18 protein-coding genes are annotated in these 19074 nt (G+C 59.7%); 8 read left to right on the top strand and 10 right to left on the bottom strand.

The genetic code is table 11. The annotated features are described in order from the left end of the window. The first annotated feature begins 20 nt into the window (after positions 1–20). From folE2 to CKW26_RS18280, 6 genes are read left to right on the top strand one after another with little or no spacing between them, the layout of a single operon-like run. Entirely contained in the window at positions 21–917 is an 897-nt protein-coding gene (folE2, locus tag CKW26_RS18305) for a GTP cyclohydrolase FolE2 (protein ID WP_095049612.1), read from the top strand. After that, positions 914–1582 carry a metal ABC transporter ATP-binding protein gene (locus CKW26_RS18300; RefSeq protein WP_093429590.1) on the top strand — a complete coding sequence of 223 codons (669 nt, stop codon included), beginning with the start codon at positions 914–916 and terminating at the stop codon, positions 1580–1582. Before folE2 ends, CKW26_RS18300 begins: the two co-directional genes overlap by 4 nt. After that, the gene (locus CKW26_RS18295; protein WP_093429589.1) at positions 1582–2448 is read left to right on the top strand and encodes a metal ABC transporter permease; all 867 of its coding nucleotides are present in this window, start codon (positions 1582–1584) and stop codon (positions 2446–2448) included. The genes CKW26_RS18300 and CKW26_RS18295 overlap by 1 nt, the downstream gene beginning before the upstream one ends. Positions 2449–2459: 11 nt before the next feature. Continuing rightward, positions 2460–3335, top strand: a complete 876-nt coding sequence (locus CKW26_RS18290; protein WP_095049611.1) for a metal ABC transporter substrate-binding protein — start codon at positions 2460–2462, stop codon at positions 3333–3335. Beyond that, positions 3332–3892 (top strand): carbonate dehydratase, encoded by a 561-nt coding sequence (locus CKW26_RS18285; RefSeq protein ID WP_093429587.1) that lies wholly within the window; start codon positions 3332–3334, stop codon positions 3890–3892. Before CKW26_RS18290 ends, CKW26_RS18285 begins: the two co-directional genes overlap by 4 nt. 4 nt (positions 3893–3896) lie before the next feature. Further along, positions 3897–5228: a dihydroorotase gene (locus tag CKW26_RS18280; protein ID WP_095049610.1), complete on the top strand. Its 1332-nt coding sequence runs from the start codon at positions 3897–3899 to the stop codon at positions 5226–5228. A 104-nt stretch (positions 5229–5332) separates the two neighbouring features. Here the strand turns inward: CKW26_RS18280 and CKW26_RS18275 are convergent, their stop codons facing one another. Beyond that, positions 5333–5851 carry a DUF3617 domain-containing protein gene (locus CKW26_RS18275; RefSeq protein WP_034152149.1) on the bottom strand — a complete coding sequence of 173 codons (519 nt, stop codon included), beginning with the start codon at positions 5849–5851 and terminating at the stop codon, positions 5333–5335. A 131-nt stretch (positions 5852–5982) separates the two neighbouring features. Here CKW26_RS18275 and cls point away from each other — a divergent pair, with 131 nt between their 5' ends. Beyond that, a complete protein-coding gene (cls, locus tag CKW26_RS18270) occupies positions 5983–7422 on the top strand; it encodes a cardiolipin synthase (RefSeq protein ID WP_095049609.1) in 1440 nt (479 codons plus the stop codon). Positions 7423–7457: 35 nt separating this feature from the next. Here cls and cfaB read toward each other — a convergent pair whose 3' ends face one another. The 8 genes from cfaB to hflK (CKW26_RS18230) all read right to left on the bottom strand — a co-directional run bounded on the left by cfaB (position 7458) and on the right by hflK (CKW26_RS18230) (position 16737). Beyond that, positions 7458–8645 (bottom strand): C17 cyclopropane fatty acid synthase CfaB, encoded by a 1188-nt coding sequence (cfaB, locus tag CKW26_RS18265; protein ID WP_095049608.1) that lies wholly within the window; start codon positions 8643–8645, stop codon positions 7458–7460. 85 nt (positions 8646–8730) lie between these two features. Beyond that, positions 8731–9519 carry a DNA-binding domain-containing protein gene (locus CKW26_RS18260; RefSeq protein WP_095049607.1) on the bottom strand — a complete coding sequence of 263 codons (789 nt, stop codon included), beginning with the start codon at positions 9517–9519 and terminating at the stop codon, positions 8731–8733. Then, entirely contained in the window at positions 9510–10355 is an 846-nt protein-coding gene (locus CKW26_RS18255) for a DUF692 domain-containing protein (protein WP_095049606.1), read from the bottom strand. The genes CKW26_RS18260 and CKW26_RS18255 overlap by 10 nt, the downstream gene beginning before the upstream one ends. Positions 10356–10420: 65 nt before the next feature. Then, on the bottom strand, positions 10421–10672 hold the full coding sequence (locus CKW26_RS18250) for a hypothetical protein (RefSeq protein ID WP_095049605.1): 252 nt from the start codon (positions 10670–10672) through the stop codon (positions 10421–10423). 110 nt (positions 10673–10782) lie between these two features. Continuing rightward, positions 10783–12690, bottom strand: a complete 1908-nt coding sequence (locus CKW26_RS18245) for a heavy metal translocating P-type ATPase (RefSeq protein WP_095049604.1) — start codon at positions 12688–12690, stop codon at positions 10783–10785. Beyond that, positions 12687–13736, bottom strand: coding sequence for a protease modulator HflK (hflK, locus tag CKW26_RS18240; RefSeq protein WP_095049603.1), 1050 nt, complete (start codon positions 13734–13736; stop codon positions 12687–12689). Before hflK (CKW26_RS18240) ends, CKW26_RS18245 begins: the two co-directional genes overlap by 4 nt. Beyond that, the gene (hflC, locus tag CKW26_RS18235) at positions 13733–14779 is read right to left on the bottom strand and encodes a protease modulator HflC (protein ID WP_095049602.1); all 1047 of its coding nucleotides are present in this window, start codon (positions 14777–14779) and stop codon (positions 13733–13735) included. Before hflC ends, hflK (CKW26_RS18240) begins: the two co-directional genes overlap by 4 nt. Next, positions 14776–16737, bottom strand: coding sequence for a protease modulator HflK (gene hflK / locus CKW26_RS18230; protein ID WP_095049601.1), 1962 nt, complete (start codon positions 16735–16737; stop codon positions 14776–14778). Before hflK (CKW26_RS18230) ends, hflC begins: the two co-directional genes overlap by 4 nt. A gap of 210 nt (positions 16738–16947) precedes the next feature. Between hflK (CKW26_RS18230) and lpdA the strand changes: the two genes are divergently transcribed. Further along, entirely contained in the window at positions 16948–18348 is a 1401-nt protein-coding gene (gene lpdA, locus CKW26_RS18225) for a dihydrolipoyl dehydrogenase (protein ID WP_095049600.1), read from the top strand. Between the two features lie 132 nt (positions 18349–18480). On the opposite strand, the gene CKW26_RS18220 is transcribed toward lpdA, so the two are convergent. Next, complete coding sequence (locus CKW26_RS18220) at positions 18481–18954, bottom strand: Lrp/AsnC family transcriptional regulator (RefSeq protein ID WP_095049599.1); 474 nt, start codon at positions 18952–18954, stop codon at positions 18481–18483. Between the last annotated feature and the right edge of the window lie 120 nt (positions 18955–19074).

Raw genomic sequence — 19074 nt, 5'->3', positions numbered from 1 at the left:
TCAACACGACGGTCCCGAACATGAATTCGATGACACTTCCGGATATCGCCGCGCAGGTCGCACGCCAAACTTTGCCACTCGAATGGGTGGGCATGCGCGGCATTGCGTTACCTGTTTTGTTAGAGGGTCAGCGCTTGAGCGCCAAGGCTGATGCGGGTGTCAGTCTTGATGATGGCGAGGCGCGTGGCATTCACATGTCGCGGCTGTATCTGGCCTTGGAAGCGCTCGAACAGAAGAACCTGTCCCCAGCGCTTCTGCATCAGGTGCTCAAGGATTTCCTGCAAAGCCACGAAGGTTTATCCAACCGCGCCTACCTGAATATCCACACCGATTTGCTGCTAAAGAGGTCAGCGCTGATCAGCCCATTGGCCGGCTGGAAGTCTTATCCCGCGAGCATTTTCGCCAGCCTGATAAATGAAGTGTTCCACGTGGAACTCAAAATCGAAGTGCCCTACTCCTCAACTTGCCCTTGCTCAGCAGCCTTGGCGCGACAGTTGATCCAGCAGAAATTCATCGCCGACTTCGCCAACAACGCTCTACAACACGCCGACGTTCTGGCATGGCTTGGCTCGACCCAAGGCATCCTTGCCACGCCTCACAGCCAACGCAGCACAGCACAATTGCACCTTCACCTCGACGACTTCATTGATGAGTTTCCTCTTAGCGTGATCATCAATGACGCTGAAGCTGCCCTCGGCACCGCCGTACAAACCGCCGTGAAACGCGCAGACGAACAAGCCTTCGCCCTCGCCAACGGGCAGAACCTGATGTTCTGCGAAGACGCGGCACGCCGCCTGAATCTGGCCCTGCGACGTACTCCCGGTATCAGCGCATTTCAACTGCGAGTGATCCACGCCGAAAGTCTTCACGCTCACGACGCCGTCGCCGAAAGCCATTGGCAGCGTGAGCAAGCATGATCCGCTGCCAATCCCTGAGTTGGGGTGCGCCCGGCCAACCACTGACCGTGCCCCTGGACCTTGAACTCGACAGCGGCAGCCTGACGGCAATCATCGGTGCCAACGGCTGTGGCAAAAGCAGCCTGCTGAAAGTGATCGCTGGGCTACAAAAGCCATTGGCAGGCAATGTCGGGCTGAGTGTCCCACGTCAAAGCGGATTGTCCTTTCTGCCCCAGCAACAGCATCTGGATCGCCAATTCCCCATCAGCCTCGAAGATCTGGTCGCCGCCGGTTTCTGGGGACGCAGGCTCTCGACTCAACTACGAAGCCAGCGCTTGAAAGACGCACTGGCGAACTGGCACCTGAGCGGACTCGAGCAACGCCCACTCATGGCCCTGTCCGGTGGCGAACTGCAACGCGCCCTGCTCGCTCGACTGAGCCTGACCGACGCGCCCGTGCTGCTGCTCGACGAGCCCCACGCCGCACTCGATGAACTCGGTCAGCAGTTGCTCTGGCAGCACATCCACGGCTGGCACGGCGAAGGTCGGACACTGGTCGTGGTGTGTCACGACCTCGCCGCCGTACGCCAACACATCCCCAAAACGTTGCTGATCAAAAACCGCGACTGCGTGTTTGGTGCGAGCGCAGAACTCATTCAGCAAACACCTCACACACAGGTGGCCTGATGCTCACCGTCGCCCACCTCTGGCAACCATTTAATGAGTTCGTGTTCATGCGCCGTGCCCTGCTCGGCGGACTGGTATTGGCGTGCAGCACCGCTCCCCTCGGCGTGTTCTTGATCCTGCGACGGATGAGCCTGATCGGTGACGCCGTGGCCCACGGTATCCTTCCCGGCGCGGCATTGGGTTTCTGGTTTGCCGGACTGAGCCTGCCCGCGCTAACGCTGGGAGGCTTAGGCGCCGGTTTGAGCATGGCTGGCCTCGCCGCCTGGATCACCCGCCGCACGGGCCTGCGCGAAGACGCCAGTCTCGCTGCGATCTATCCAATCTCGCTGGCCAGTGGCGTACTCATCCTCGGCATCGCCGGCAAACGCCTCGACCTGTTGCACCTGCTGTTCGGCTCAGCACTGGCCGTCGATGGTCCGACCCTCACCGGCATGTTGTGGGTTTCGGGATTCAGCCTGATCGCCATGGCGCTGATCTACAAACCGCTGCTGCTCGACACCCTCGACCCGTTGTTCTTGAGAACCGTCAGCCGCCTCGGCCCACTCGCCCATGGCGTGTTCCTGACGCTGGTCGTACTCAATCTGGTGATCGGTTTCCAGGCCATCGGCGCGCTGATGGTAGTCGGCCTGATGATGCTTCCCGCTGCGGCTTCGCGATTCTGGAGCCGCCGGCTGCCGACCCTGATTGCCATCGCGGCCGTCATCGGTTGCCTCTCGGTCTGGTTCGGCTTGCTGCTGTCGTTCTACTACTCGCTGCCGAGCGGCCCGGCCATCGTCCTGATCGCCGGCCTTGGCTATCTGTTGTCCGTGGTGTTCGGGCCGGTGCACGGTCTGTTGCGCCGCCCGCCTTTGCTCACATCCCAATGAGGTGTTTCCCGATGCGCGCTCTACTCGTGCTGTTCAGCCTGATGCTGTCGATGTCATTGTCGGCCGCGGAAAAACTGCCCGTGGTCACCAGCTTCAGCATCCTCGCCGACATGGTCCATCAGGTCGGCGGCGAACATGTCCAGATCACCAACATGGTTGGACCGGACGCTGACGCTCACACTTACGAGCCGACGCCAGACGATGCCAAAGCCCTTCTGAAGGCCAAACTGATCGTCAAGAATGGCTTGGGTTTCGAGCCATGGCTGGATCGTCTGGTCACCAGTACCGAGACCAAAGCCACGGTCATCAGTGCCAGTCACGGCGTGATTCCACGCTCGCTGGATGAAGACGGCGAAACCATTCCCGACCCGCATGCCTGGCACAATCTGGCGAACGCCGAGTTGTACATCGCCAATATCACCAAAGCACTGATCGCTGCGGATCCCGCGAACAAAGCCGACTACGAACGCAACAGCAAAACCTACCTGAAGCAGATCTACGCCCTGCTCGCCGAAGCCAAAGCCAAACTCGGTGCGCTGCCACCGGGCAACCGCAAGATCGTTACCAGCCATGATGCTTTCGGATATCTCGGTCAGGCCTACGGTATCGACTTCATGGCACCGCAAGGCCTGTCCACCGAACGCGACCCCTCGGCTGCCGAAGTCGCCGCGCTGATCACCCAGATTCGCCATGCCCACGTCAAAGCGGTGTTCATGGAAAACATCAAGGACGCACGCCTGCTCAAACAGATCGCTGACGAAAGCGGCGCGCACATTGGCGGCACGCTGTACTCGGATGCCCTCGCCGCCAGCGGTCCCGCCAGTACCTTCACCGGTCTGTTCGAATACAACCTCAACACTCTTTACGACGCACTGAGCCAACCATGATCCGCAAGAATCCTTCAGGTGATTTGCCCCACATTGCCGAGTCGGCCTACGTCGATAAAACCGCGATTATCTGCGGCAAAGTGGTGATCGGCGAGAACGTCTTCGTTGGCCCCTACGCAGTCATTCGCGCCGACGAAGTGGACGCCTCAGGCGAGATGGAGCCGATCATCATCGGCGCCAATTCGAATATCCAGGACGGCGTGGTCATCCATTCCAAATCCGGCGCGGCTGTGACCATCGGTGAGTACAGTTCCATCGCCCACCGCTCGATCGTGCACGGCCCCTGCGTCGTCGGCGATCGAGTGTTCATCGGTTTCAACAGTGTCCTGTTCAACTGCGTCGTCGGCAACGGTTGTGTGGTGCGGCACAACTCGGTGGTCGACGGTCGGGATTTGCCGGACGCTTTCTATGTGCCCTCGACGACTCGCATCGGCCCGAACACCGACCTCTCGCAATTTCCACCGGTCAGCGTCAGCGCCTCGGAGTTTTCTGAAGACGTGGCGCGCACCAACGTCGACCTGGTGCGCGGCTACAAAGCCTTGCAGAACGAGTTCTGAACCTATGAGCAGCGTGCTGATTCGCAACGCAAGGCTGGTCAACGAAGGACGCGAGTTCGACGGCGATCTGTTGGTCAGCAATGGGCGCATCGTCAAGATTGCCCGCAGCATCGAAGGCGAAAACGCCAAGGTGGAAATCGACGCGAAGGGCCAATGGCTGCTGCCGGGGATGATCGACGACCAAGTGCATTTTCGTGAGCCTGGTACGCCAGCCAAGGGCAGCATTCATACCGAGTCGCGGGCGGCGGTCGCCGGTGGCATCACCAGTTTTATGGACATGCCGAATACAAACCCGGCCACTCTCACCCTCGAAGCGTTGGCGGATAAAAAGCGCCGGGCTGCGATCAACTCCGTGGCCAACTACGGGTTTCACTTTGGCGTGAGCCAGGACAACCTCGATACAGTGGCGGCGCTCAGTCCGTGTGAAGTCGCCGGGGTGAAAGTGTTCATGGGCGCATCGACCGGCAATATGCTGGTGGACGATCCGAAGATCCTCGAGCGACTGTTCGCCGAGGTGCCGACGATCCTCTTGGCTCACTGCGAGCACACGCCCAGCATCAACGCCAATGCCGCCAACTTGCATGAGCTGTTCGGTGATCGTTTGCCCCCGGCTGCCCATGCGTTGATCCGTAATGCCGAGACCTGTTATCGCTGTTCTTCAATGGCGGTTGATCTGGCGAAACGTCACGGCACGCGCCTGCATGTTTTGCACCTGACCACGGCGCGTGAACTGGCGTTGTTCGAGGACAGACCGCTGGCGCAAAAACACATCACGGCGGAAGTCTGCCTGCACCATTTGCTGTTTGATGATCGCGACTATCCCCACCTCGGCAACCTGATCAAATGCAATCCGGCGATCAAAACCCAATCCGATCGCGATGCACTACGCGCGGCACTGAACAGCAATCGACTGGACGTGATCGGCAGTGACCATGCACCGCATACCTGGGCTGAAAAACAACGACCTTATACGCAGGCACCTGCGGGATTGCCTTTAGTGCAGCACGCGTTACCGGCACTGCTAGAGTTGGTGGCGGACGATGTGCTGCCAATCACTACGCTGGTGGCGAAGACCAGCCACAGAGTCGCGGATCTTTTTGCGATTCCCGATCGTGGGTATCTACGTGAGGGCTACTGGGCGGATCTGGTATTGGTTGAACCGCAAGCCCTGGAGGTAAATCGGCAACCCATTCTGTCGCAGTGCGGATGGACACCGTTTGCCGGGCGCAGCTTTCGGCATCGGGTGAATGCGACGATGGTGTCGGGGCAGATTGCCTGGCGGGAGGGTCGGGTGAACGAGGGATGTCGGGGGCTGGCGCTGAGGTTTATGCGCTGAATACGAAGACGCTTTCGCGAGCAGGTCGAATCGTCGCACCGTCGCTCCCACATTAGACTGCATTTCAAAGGTGGGAGCGACGGTGCGACCTGCTCGCGAAGCTTTTAAGCTCTTGGCTTCACAGCGCCGCAGTCCTGACCCAACCAAACCGCGCGAGTCTCCAGACTGCCCTTCTGATTGATCCCGATCGCATTGAACGTGCCGTTGGCCACGGTGGTGAATTCACGATCACTGAGGAACGTCGCCACCCCGGTACCCTGCGCTTTCGGGCAACTGAAACGGAATTTCCACTGGTTGCCGGTGCGATCGGTAATCTGCTGTTTGCAGCCCGATTGCGGGTCGGCCAATGGAATATCGTTGGTCGCCACCTGCTCCGGCGTCAGACAGGCACGAATGCCCTTGCCGCCGATATTGATCCCGTTCTTCTCCAGCGCAGCACGCTGTTGCGGGGTCATCTGGCCTTGCAACTGGCCGAGGATCGATTGCACATCCATCGGCTGGTCATCGACCTTGACGTTGCTCGATGTCATTTCCCACAGCCCCGGCTGCAGCATCTGCGCCTGCGCAACCACCGGCAATGCCAAACCCAGGCCCAGCGCCAAACCCAGCAGACGAACGTTCATCGAAAAACTCCTGATCAGTAGTGGCCGTTAGACGTCGGCCGATTGCTTCGGTTCATGCACCAATTAAATAGCGACATTCGCGGCAGAACATGGTCTGTTAAGCATTGAATCTTCCGGAGCAAGGCTGCCCCATGGATTATTTTGGACCGCACATTTTCGGTTATCTGATCGCCCTGATACACACCCTCGGCTTGATCGCCGCAATTCACGCGGTGCTCACCGTGCGCACGGCTCAAGGCTCGATCGCCTGGGCATTGTCGCTGATCTTCATTCCCTACCTCACGCTAATTCCGTACCTGGTATTTGGGCGCAGCACCTTTGATGGTTACATCAAGGCACGACGCCAGGCCAACGAACAGATGCGTCAGGCCATCTCCGAGTTGAACTGGCGTCCGTGGGTGGAAGAAGCGCTGACTGCACGCGCCTCGAATGCCTATGCCTCGTTACGTGCGATGCCCAAACTGGGACGTATGCCTTGCCTGGCGAATAACGAAGTGCAATTGCTGGTAAACGGCACGGCCACCTTCGACGCTATATTTCAGGCCATCGATCAAGCTAAAGAAGCGGTGCTGATTCAGTTTTTCATCATCCACGATGATCGGCTCGGTCAGCGTTTGCGTGATCTGCTACTGAAGAAGGCTGCTGAAGGCGTATCAATCCATCTGCTTTACGACCGCATCGGCAGCCACGCCCTGCCCCACAGCTATGTGCAGACGTTGCGTGATGGCGGCGTCGAGGTCAAAGCCTTCGCCACACGCAGTGGCTGGCTCAATCGTTTTCAGGTCAACTTCCGTAATCACCGCAAGATCGTCGTGGTCGATGGAGTGGTCGGGTTTGTCGGCGGGCATAACGTTGGCGATGAATACATGGGTGAAAAACCACCGCTGGCACCCTGGCGCGATACGCATGTGAAAGTGCGTGGCCCGGTCGTCGCCTGTATGCAGGAATCCTTTGCCGAAGACTGGTTCTGGGCCGCGCGTACCCTGCCGCCGCTGATCCTGCCCGACGAATACCCGGATGACGGCGTGCTCTGCCAATTGCTCGCCAGCGGCCCGGCAGATGCTTACGAAACCTGCTCGCTGTTCTTTGTTGAGGCGATCCACGCGGCGACCGAACGGGTGTGGATCACCAGCCCGTATTTCATCCCGGATGAAGCTGTATTCGCCGCCCTAAGATTGGCTGTGTTGCGGGGCGTCGATGTGCGATTGCTGCTGCCGTCGCGTCCCGATCACCGCATCGTTTACGCCGCGTCCAGTCTCTACGCCTTTGAAGCCGTGCGCGCCGGCGTACGGGTATTCCGCTACGAACCCGGTTTCCTGCATCAGAAAGTGGTGTTGATCGACAGCGAGATCAGCGCGATCGGCAGCGCCAATCTGGACAACCGTTCGTTCCGGCTGAATTTCGAAGTGATGCTGCTGACCGTCGACAGTGACTTCGCCGCCAGCGTGGAGAACATGCTTAGCGCCGATTTCGCGCAAGCCTACGAAGTCGCCAAAGAAGAAAGCCGGGAGATCCACCGCTTGCAACAGGTCGGCATGCGGATCGCCCGGCTTATTTCACCGATTCTATGAAAGCCCTCACCGGTAAGAAAAGGACTGCTTAGCGGTTAAGGGTTGTAGATATCGTCGCGCGTCCACGGCAGTTCATGGCTGCCATCCGCATGCGCCTTCACCGCGAGGATCTGGTGCAGATTGATCCAGCCGCGCGCAAACGCATAAGCGCAACCGGCCAGATACAGACGCCAGATACGCAGCGCTTGATCCGGCACCAGTTTGCCAGCGGCTTCCAGGTTGTCCTCCAGCCGCTCACTCCAGTGGTCCAGCGTGCGCGCGTAGTGCAGGCGCAGGCTTTCGACGTCGACAATCTCCAGACCGGCTTCGCTGATCTCGGCCGAGATCATCGCCAGGTGCGGTAATTCGCCGTTGGGGAAGACGTACTTCTCAATGAAATCCCCGGCACCACGTCCCACCGGACGGCCGTCGGTGTGCTTGGCGGTGATGCCATGGTTCATCACCAGACCGCCCTCCTTCACCGCGCCAAACAGGGTTTTGCAGTACTCGGCCAGGTTGGCATGGCCAACGTGTTCGAACATGCCGACGCTGACTACCTTGTCGAAACGCCCGTCCTGAGGCAGGTCGCGATAGTCGAGCAATTGCAGTTCGACCTGGTCTTCCAGGCCTTCGGCTTTGACCCGTTCGCGGGCCAGTTCCAGCTGTTCCTTGCTCAGGGTGATGCCGAACACTTTCGCACCGAACTCCCGCGCGGCATACCTGGCCAGCCCACCCCAGCCGCAACCGACATCCAGCAGATAGTCACCCGGCTGCAAACGCAGCTTGCGGCACAGGTGGCGGAATTTGGCTTGTTGCGCCTGCTCGAGGGATTCGCTGCCGGTTTCGAAATACGCGCAGGAGTAGGCCATGTCGCTGTCCAGCCAGAGCTGGTAGAACGCATTCGACAGGTCGTAATGGTAGGAAATGGCTTTGGCGTCGGTTTCCTTGTCGTGCAAGGTACGCACTGGCTGACTGTCGTCATCGTCGCCGAGCAAAGCGTTGCTCAATTCGTCGCAGACCCGGATGACCTCGCTGATCGAGCCCTCCAGTTCCAGCTTGCCTTCAACGAATGCCGCTCCGAGCGCATCAAGGCTTGGATGGGTGAACTGGCTGACCATCTGCGGGTCCTTGACCACGATGGTGACGCTGGGCGCCGGCCCCAGATTGAACTCATGGCCATCCCAGAGTCGCAGGCGCAGCGGAAGCTGCAAATTCTGTAAGGCCGGTGGAAGTTGCGCGAGCATGGAAAATCCCCCCTTGTTTCAGACGTCAGATCTGAGGGTAGACCATCCCGGAAAAATAGCAGGCTATCGATTTGATTAGCCTTGTCTATCGTTGCAGACGCTCCAGCAAACCTTCCTGAATCCACTGTTTAAGCCAGGTCACGGCTTGAAGTGGCGCGCCCTCACCATAAGTGACTGCTAACTCGGCGCACAGTTCGGCGAAATTCCAGCCACCGCTGAATATGCCCTTGAGAGCTGAAGCTTCGGCTGGATCCAGGCTGCGGTAACTGCAGATCAACTGGTTGCGCCAGATCAGACAGATCTGTGGGATTTCGAACGGCATGTTGCCAGGGAATTCCGATTCCTCCTTTACCGAACGCCATAAAGAAAGGCTGTTGAAACGGCACTCCAGCCATTGCATGGACGGTACCGCTCTGACGCGCAATTCGGGCCACTCCTCCGGAGCCAAAGCCGCCATGGCCTCAATTGTCAGCGGCTCAGCGGCAGGTGCATCGAAAGCCAGGGTGAAGGCCCATTCGAGCGCAATCAACTCAGCCAGCGGCGCGCTCTGTTCCGGCACCAGATGCTCGCGGACGAAGCCTTCGAAGCCTTTGCCCAACCAGCGCAGGCTGAAGTGCGCAGACGGATACCGTTGGATGTAAGCCATTGCGAGGCGGTCGAATTCCTCATCGCCCAGCCAGTGCAGGCTCGTCGGAAAGTCATTGCGCAACACGTCCAGCAAACGCGCCTTGTAAGCATTGTGGTAGATCGCCAGTCCCGTGCCGACATCCAGTGTCGGGCCACCGATCAGGCTCTCGCTCAACGTCGGATTCGCGTTGGGGTCTTCTTCGAGCAGAAACGCTTCAAACGCCAGTTGCCACTCTTTCAGGAGCATGGCTGCCTCCGCGCAAGAACATTGTTCCCGAGCTGACGGGCCGTTTGCAGTTCATCAAGCAGCGCTTCGAAGGGCGGAAAATGATCGTCGCGTTCCAGCAACGTCGCCACCGGGCCGAAATGTTCGAGTGTGCGTTGATAGAGCGCCCAGACCGGATCGCTCACCGGATGGTCGTGGGTGTCGATCACGTAATCGCCGTAATCGCTGTGCCCCGCCAGATGCAGTTGGCGGACTTTATCAACGGGCAGGCTGCTGATGAAGGCCCACGGATCGAAGCCATGATTACGTGAACTGACGTAGACATTGTTCACGTCCAGCAGTAATTCGCAGCCGCTCACATGGCTGAGCAAAGCGAGAAACTCCCACTCGGTGAATTCGTCCGAGGCGCCGCGCACGTAACTGGAGACGTTTTCCAGCACCAACGGGCGCTGCAGAATATCCTGAACCTGCATCACCCGAGCAGCAATGTAAACCAGGCTTTCTTCGGTGTAAGGCAACGGCAGCAAGTCGTGTAGCTGATGGGCATTGCCGCGGCTCCAACACAGGTGATCAGAGATCCATGCCGGTCGGACGCGTTCGGCCAATTGTTTGAGTTGTTTGAGGTACTCAGGATCGAGGGCATGCGGCCCGCCGATGGACAACGATACGCCGTGCATCACCAACGGATAGCGCTCGGCGAAGGCATCGAGGTAATACAGAGCCTTGCCGCCCTGCACCATGAAGTTTTCCGAGACCACTTCGAACCAGTCGACATCCGGCGACTGCTCAAGGATCTGTTGATAATAAGCACTGCGTAAACCCAGGCCATAACCCAGAAAAGGAAGAGAGGCGGACATGTGCGGACTCCTGATAAAAAGTGGCCGCAGTGGCGCAAACCACTGCGGCAACACTTGCCGGTCAGTTATTCGCCGACCTTGCCACCGGCTTTTTCACACGCCGCCTGAGTCATTGCCTTGAAGCCCTGGCCTTTGCAGGCGCCCATGCCTTTACAGGCGTGGTCTTTGGTTTTGCAGTCGTTCTGGCCTTTGCAAGAGGTCACGCCGTAGCAGTGAACGTTGGCATCGGCGGCCATCGCGTTGGAGGCAACACCGGCAAACATTGTGGCGGCAGCCAAAGCGAGAGCGGCACCAGCAGCAGCGGTCTTGATGGTCATTTTTCTTATCCTCGGTAATCGTCAGGGGTGTCGGCTGGAAGGTTGTTCAGTCCCGACATAGCACTAGAGAGAGCGGCCCCGACGGCGTTACAGAGGATCGAAAAATAATTTCAAAGATCGTTCTTGAGCTTGAGCAACGGCTCCTGAAAGCGCAGCAAGCGCCCGGCATTCCCGAGGACCAGCAACGTGCTGAGGTTGTGCAGCAGCGCGGCGATCATCGCCCCGGCGGCACCCAGCCAACCGAAAGCGGCAAACACGACAATGGCCAGCGTCCAGCCCAGGCCGATGATCACATTGACCTGCAACGTCCTGCGGCACTGACGGCTAAGCCGCACACATGTACCGAGACGGCGCAGGTCACTGCCGATCAAGACGATGTCGGCCGAGGCCAGCGCGATGTCCGCTCCGCCCGCGCCCATCGCTACACCGACCACGCCCGCCTTCAGTGCGAGGGAATCGTTGATACCGTCACCGACTACCATCGGCCGAAAACCATTGTTGATTTCCTTGAGTACGTGATTGAGTTTGTCCTCGGGCAGGGCTTGGGCTTGCACCTCATGCAAGCCGACCTCGCTGGCCAGCGATTGCGCCACGCTTTGGCGATCGCCGGTTAGCAGCAATTGCCGGCCAAGACCCAACTCGCGCAATTCGTCGAGGGCAAAACGGGCTTCCGGTTTAACCGTGTCGGCGAGCAACAACCAGGCGAGGAATGCACCGTTCAATGCCAACCCGGCGATGGGACCGTCGTGATCGGGAACCGTCGTCGTGGTGATGCCCAGTTGCGCGAACAACTCCGGTCGGCCCAACGCGGCTTCGCCTTGCGCGGTCATGGCCACCACACCGAGGCCCTGACGTTCGTGGATATCACTGAGTGCCAAACATTCTTCCTGACTGACCAACCCTGCGAGCGCACGACTGACCGGATGACTGCTTGCCGCGCCAAGGCTGGCGGCAAGCGCGATGATCACGGACGAATCTGCACACGGATTATTGATCGACTGCAGGCGCAGGGTGCCGAAAGTCAGGGTGCCGGTCTTGTCGACCACCAGCGAAGTCAGGTCGGCCAGTTCTTCAAGGAACGCCGAACTGCGGATCAGTATGCCGTGACGTGCGGCCACCGCCACACCGGCAATCGCCGTGGCCGGAGCCGACAGCACCAACGCACACGGACAAGCGGCGACCAATACCGCAAGCATCGCTTGCGCATCGTGAGTGATAAACCAGGTCACTGCCGCCAGCAGCAAGACCAGCACCATATAGCTGCCAGCGTAACGTTCGAGCAACCGGGTGATTGGCGGTTTCGAGCGCTCGGCGTTCTGCATCAACGCGATGACCTTGCCCAGTGTCGACTCGCCACCGGTGCGCGTCACTTCAATACGCAACAGACCGTCGAGGTTGATCGCACCGCCGAACACCGACATACCGACACCCGCCTCGACCGGCACCGATTCACCGGTAATCGATGCAGTGTCGAGACTGGCCTGACCGGATAACACTCGACCATCTGCGGGAATCCGATCACCGGCGCGCACTTCAACGGTGTCGCCGGCTTTCAACGTGCCGTTGTCCACTTCGATGATCGAGCCATCCACTTGCACCTTGCGCGCATGGCTGCGCGTCAGTTGGCCAAGGGCATGGATCGCCTCTTGCGAGCCGATGACGCTGCGCTCCTCCAGCACATGGCCGAAGATCATGATGATCGGCAGCAACGCCGCTGTCAGCAAGTCACCAGTCGCCCATGCACCGAGCATAGCCAGGGCAATCAGTTGATCGGTGATGCCGTGCAAGCTCGGATAGCGCAGGCTGTACCACGCCGAGCGCATTACCGGCACGCCAACCAATAAAGATGCAAACCCAAGCAGCAACTGACTGACACCGGTTTGCTCAGGCATCTGCCAGCGCCAGATCAGACCCAGACCAAGCAGGCCCAGCGCAAGCATGGCCAAGGTCAGTTGCCGTGCAGCACGGCGTTGTTCGGCCGAAGACAACAGGCTCGGTGCGGCGGTCGTCGCAGTCATTTACTGGCTCCCTGAATGATCAGGCGGGAATCGTCTTTCGGGTCGACCGTGGTCACCGATCCGGCCTGACCGAGAATCTTCGGTATGCGCTCGCGGTACAGGCGCAGGAGCATTTGCGGGTCGGTAGTTTTGGCCAGACTCGACACCGTGGCCGTATCGGCAGAGGCTTTGGCCAAGCGCTCGCCAGCCTGCGCGTGAGCGACTTGTAGCGTGCGGTCGGCCTGTTCGTTGGCGGTCTGGGTGAGTTTCTCGGCGTCGGTGCGTGCATTGGCCACAGCTTTGTCGGCTTGCTGACTAGCGGTCAATACCGCGTTGAAAGCACTGACCGCCGGATCGGGCAGACTCGATTGCACATCGACTCGCGCCACTTCGATACCGATACCCTGCCCGCTTGCCTTCAAATCGGCCAAGCGTTTGTTGATGCCTTGCACCAGATCGCCACGCAGTTTTTCACGACGTTCCGCGGCTTGATTGTCGGCACCGATCAACTCCGGGCGGGCGACCAGGATGGTGTCCAGATCGCGTGCGGCCGTCAGCGCCACCGCGCTGCGTGTCACCAGACGATCCAGCGCCGGCAAGACATGCTCGCCCTGCAACACGAAGTCGTAAGGGTCAGTGACTTTGTAGAACACCCGCACATCCAGTTGCACCACGCCGGCATCACCGGTCAATAAATAACCGGATCCGGCCAGCGCATCACTCAGGGGGGTGGCAAAGGAAGCGACCCGATCGGCCTTCAGCGCCTCATCACTGCGCAACAGATTCTCGACACGACGCTCGATCACCCGATCGGCTGCCGGCAGCAAAATCACCTGTTCGAATGGCTGCGGCCAAGCCAATAGCAGACCGGCATTCTGGATGCGATCCAGCGCGCCGAAATGCAAAACCACGGCACGATTTTGCGGATCAATTTGCCGCACATTGGAAAACACCCAGACCAATGCAGCCAGGATCGTCACCGCGTACAAGGCAAAAAATGCCAAACGCCCCGCCTGAATCCATGGACTGTTCAGCGAAGATGTTCCACGTGGAACTTCATCATTCATGGCTGCGATCCGGATTTGCTGTCGAGTGTCGGCGGGCCGTCGACCAATACTCGAAATGGCGCGGCGTCGGTACGCAGAATCAGTTTGGTGTCCGGCGTAACGATGGTGCCGAGGGTGTCGAGCGAGCGCAGCAAGTTGTAAAGCTGCGGTGAACTGGCGTAAGCACGGCCATAAATCTGCGCCGCTTCGACACGAGACTGCGCTTCGATCTCTGCCGCTTTTACCGTCGCGTCAGCCTGCACAATTCGCGCATCGCGCTCAGCTGCGGAACGGATTTGCGCGGCCTCACGTTTGCCGATCGCCGTGCGTTCAGTGGCAATTGTTTCACGCTCGGCGCGCATGCGATCGACCGTGGCAGTGAGTGTCACCGACGGCAAGGTCAAACGCTCGATGCCGACTTGCACAACCCGCACGCCATACGTCGCGAGCAATTGCTGATCGATCTGCTGGCGCAACTGCGCTTCGAAATCGGCGATACGCACCTGACTGGCATCGGTGTTCACCAGATTCGCCAGATCAAAACTGCTCGCGGTGGTTTCCAGCGCCGAGCCGACAAAGGTACGAATCTGCCGCGCCGCTTCGTCCGGCTGATTCTGCACCGCACGCATGAAACGCTGCACATTGTCCGCATCGCCCTGCACCTGCCACGCCACGTAGGCCTGCACAATGATGCGCAAGCCGTCACGGGTGCCGACATCCTGCAAGCCACTGGACGTCGTGCGCAAACGCAAGTCGACCGGAATCGCCGCCTCGAACGGCGCTGGCCAACGCCAGCTCAAACCCGGATCAAGCAACACCCGCGCAGGGTTACCAAAACGCGTGATGACCGTGGCCTCGCCCGAGCGCACTTGCACCAGGCTTGCCGCCGCGATGGCGAACGCCACCAGCAATAGGGCCCAACTCATGCGTCGCCACGGGAAAGGCCCTGCCTCTTCCGGCGCACCGTGGTGATGGTGATGATGCCCATGATGATGGTGATGTCCGCCGTTGCCATGATCGTGGCCGCTGTGATCATGCGGTTCGTGAGTATGCGACTGGCTCAATGGGCGACTCCTGGTTGAGCGGTGGTACGCGCGGGCGTCGGGTCAGCCGGCAGCGTGAAGGTCCGCAAGTCGATGGTCGGCGCATTGCTGCTGCCCCCGAGACGATGGTCGAGTACCAGCAACTTGGCCTTGCTCAGCCCTTGGCTGAGCTGACCGAGATATTGCTCCAGCACGAAAGCTTGGCCGGCACTGGCGTAAGCTTTTTGCTCGGCGCTGAATTTCAGATCCGCCGCCTGCGCCGTAGCATTGATTTCCCGCGCATTGGCGCTGGCCTGATCGCGAGCCAGGCTGGCCTGCAATTGCGCCTGATTACTCGCTTCAGCTGCCGCGCCACGCTCGCGGGAGATCAATGCCTGCGCGCCGATCTGCGCGGCTTGCACGCTGTGATAGGCATTGGCGGCACCGGCCGGCGGGTGAATGGCTTCGACGACCGTGGCGAGAATCTCCACGCCACTGTTGAGTGTTTGCAGATCATGCTGCACCGCGCGACCAATCTCATCGCCCAGCCCTACCCTGTCTTGACCAAGTAAGCCGTCCAGCGTGCGCGAGGCAAAGTCGTGCACCAGAATCCGGCTGGCGGTGCTGCGAATCAGCGTTGGCACATCCGCAATGTTATACGTCGCCGCCAGTGCGGCCTGATCGCTGAGGCGTATGCGATAGACGAAGCGCACATCCATGTTGACGATCTGAAAGCTCTGCTGATCGCCACGGCTGCTGGCGATCACTTGCGATTTGTCGTTGACGTGGCTGGCGTCCCACAAACGGTTGGCGGTCATCGGTGCCGGCCCCTCAGCAGGGTTGGCTTGCAGCGGGACCGGGTTTTCGCCGACGCTGGTGGCCAGTTCATGCACCACGCCGTTTTCGATGATCCGCACCCGCCCCAGCGGCCAAGGTAAGCCGCTGTGCAAACCTGGGCCGAATACCTGCACCGGTTTGCCAAAGCGCTCATAAATACCGCGTCCCTGTAGCGGAATTTCATGGATCCCGGTGAGCAACCAACCCACTGCGGCTACTAGCACCAGCACTGGTAGAAAAGCACGGCGCATGTAGCTGAACGCCCAGATCTGGCGCAGATCGATGCCAAAACGGTTGTGCAATTCATGCTGCAACGCGAGTAAAGGTTGTGGCGGCCAGCGCAGCATCTCGGCGACAAAACTGCGCGCCAGCAGGCGCGGCTCAAGCTGCTCGCGACGAGGGCTGAACACTGAAAGAACGGCGCGCAATAACAACTCGATCGCGACCAATCCCGGCAAGATACCGATCAGGACAGCGACGCGAATTGGCCACACCGCATTCTCGCCAGCGAACAACAAACACAGTGCGCCCAGCACCAGGCTGATGATCGCCACACGCGTCAGTTGCGCGAGTGAAACCGCTTCGGGCCATTGCGCCGGGTTTTCCTGGGCCAGTTGCCGCTCCAGCACCAGCAGACCGAACGCCAACAACAATGTCAACGCTGCGCCCACCGTTGCCGATAAACCCACCGCAGCGGGCGGCAACGTCAGATTCCAAACCTGCTCGATGCTCAGCACCGCCAGCAGCGCCCAGCCACCCAACCACAGCGTCGCCGCACCGATCTGGCCAAGCAGATGCAGACTGCGCTCACTCAACCGGTCCAGCAGCCGCTCATACCACCCCTGCGGCGGAGATTGTTCCTCCCCAGCAAGCGGCGCCAGCACAACAGGATTGATCACCCGTGCGCGCCACTGTGTCACCCACCACGCCGATTGCAACCCGGCAACCAGCACCAGCAGGGCGGCGCTCTGATTGACCAGCAGCGGCAGCCACAATGATTGCGCGGCAAACAGCCCGACAAAGAACGCCAGCACCCACCCTGCCCCGGCCAATCCGCCGAAGCCGATCGCCCAGCGGCGCAGACGCCGGCTCTGCACGGCCGCCTGTTGAAAGCGCGGCAGTCCGGTCACGTGCTTGCCATCCACCTCCAGATCGACTTGCATATCACCCCAATTCATTAGCCAACACTGCATATCGTTACGATATAACGAAAAGCGTGAAATATTCGTACACAATTACGCTTATTCAAAGATGCCCAACCTGTCGCTTGGCTGAAGCCTTGACCGAAATGTCCGCAAACGCACATATTACGTTCGTAATTTTTATCCGAAACTACCGTTAGCGATCTGCATCCATCCATCAGGAGCAAGCACATGAGCAACTATGACGTAGTGATTCTGGGCGGCGGCCCGGGTGGTTATAACGCGGCGATCCGCGCCGGCCAGTTGGGCCTCAAGGCCGCTTGCGTCGAAGGCCGGGCAACCCTCGGCGGCACCTGCCTGAACGTTGGTTGCATGCCGTCCAAAGCCTTGCTGCATGCATCAGAGCTTTACGATGCGGCGATGGGTGCGGAATTCGCCAACCTCGGCATCGAGGTCAAACCGACGCTAAATCTTGTGCAAATGATGAAACAGAAAGACGAAAGCGTGGCTGGCCTGACCAAAGGCATCGAATTTCTGTTTCGCAAGAACAAGGTCGACTGGATCAAGGGCTGGGGCCACATCGACGGCCCCGGCAAGGTCACGGTGACCGACGATCATGGCGGCAAAGTCGAACTGACCGCCAAGGACATCATCATCGCCACCGGTTCCGAGCCCACTCCCCTGCCCGGTGTCGAGATCGACAACAAACGTATCCTTGATTCGACCGGTGCGCTTTCCCTGAGTGAAGTGCCCAAACACCTGGTGGTGATCGGTGCCGGTGTGATCGGTCTGGAGTTGGGCTCGGTATGGCGGCGGCTCGGCGCGCAGGTCACCGTGGTCGAATACCTCGACCGCATCTGCCCGGGCGTCGATGGCGAGGCCGGCAAAACCCTGCAACGCTCGCTGAGCAAACAGGGCATCGCGTTCAAGTTGAGTTCGAAAGTCACCAGCGCCACCGCTTCCGCCAACGGTGTGCAACTCAGCGTCGAGCCGGCCGCTGGCGGCACTGCCGAGTTGCTGGAAGCCGATTACGTGCTGGTGGCCATCGGTCGTCGCCCGTACACCCAGGGCCTCGGTCTGGAGAACGTCGGCCTGAGCACCGACAAGCGCGGCATGCTCGCCAACAAACAGCATCGCACCGAAGCGGCAGGGGTCTGGGTGATCGGCGATGTGACCTCCGGGCCGATGCTCGCGCACAAGGCTGAAGACGAAGCGATGGTCTGCGTCGAGCAGATCCATGGCAAGGCCGGCGAGGTCAATTACGACCTGATCCCCAACGTGATCTACACCAAACCGGAACTGGCCAGCGTCGGCAAAACCGAAGAACAGCTCAAGGCTGAAGGACGCGCCTACAAGGTCGGCAAATTCCCGTTCACCGCCAACAGCCGGGCGAAGATCAACCACGAGACCGAGGGGTTTGCCAAAGTCATCGCCGACGAGCGCACTGATGAAGTCCTCGGCGTACACCTGGTCGGTCCGAGCGTGAGTGAAATGATTGGCGAGTTTTGCGTGGCGATGGAGTTCAGTGCTTCGGCTGAGGACATCGCACTGACTTGCCATCCACATCCAACGCGATCGGAAGCGTTGCGCCAGGCGGCGATGAATGTAGAGGGGATGGCGACGCAGATGTAAGCAAAAAATTATCTGGTGACTGGGCGTCTGCTATCGCGAGCAGGCTCACTCCTAACAGTTGATCGCGTTTGTTCAGAAGCACCGCGATCAACTGTAGGAGTAAGCCTGCTCGCGAATGGGGACAACTCGGTCTCAAGCCGGAAGATGCCCCAGCGGCAACGCCCCCGGCGTCTTCACCGTGTGAATCGCAAAGTTGCTGCGGATGTCACTCACCCCCGGCAGTTTCAACAGGCAGCCGCTGAGAAAACGGTCATACGCACGCAAATCCGGCACCACCACTTGCAGCAAAAAGTCCGATTCCCCAGACACCAGAAATGCTGAAATCACCTCCGGCAATGCCGTCACTGCGGTGTAAAACGCCTCGGCCTGTTCATCGTTGTGGCGCTCGACCTTGACCCCGACAAACACCGTCAGTCCCAGCCCGACTTCATCGCGATCGAGATTGGCCTGATAACCGCGAATCACCCCGGCCTCCTCGAGCATCCGCACCCGGCGCAGACACGGTGAGGCCGACAAGCCGATTTCGTCCGCCAGCTCGACATTGCTCAGGCGTCCATTGCGTTGCAGGGCCGTGAGAATCTTGCGATCAAAGGCGTCGAGTTTCATGATTGGCAGATCCTGATAGTCGGGTCGTTGAAAACCAGCAGGTTATGCCAAAGCAGCAGGCTTTTGAAGCGGACTACGCAAGCACCTGCCTCACCTTTCGGGCCTAGACTTGGCGCACCG

Origin of the sequence: Pseudomonas sp. Irchel s3h9 (genome assembly GCF_900187475.1) — a bacterium.
Classification (GTDB): Bacteria; Pseudomonadota; Gammaproteobacteria; order Pseudomonadales; family Pseudomonadaceae; genus Aquipseudomonas; species Aquipseudomonas neuropathica.
The sequence above is the reverse complement of the archived record's forward strand: the minus strand, read 5'-3'. Positions and strand labels throughout refer to the sequence as shown.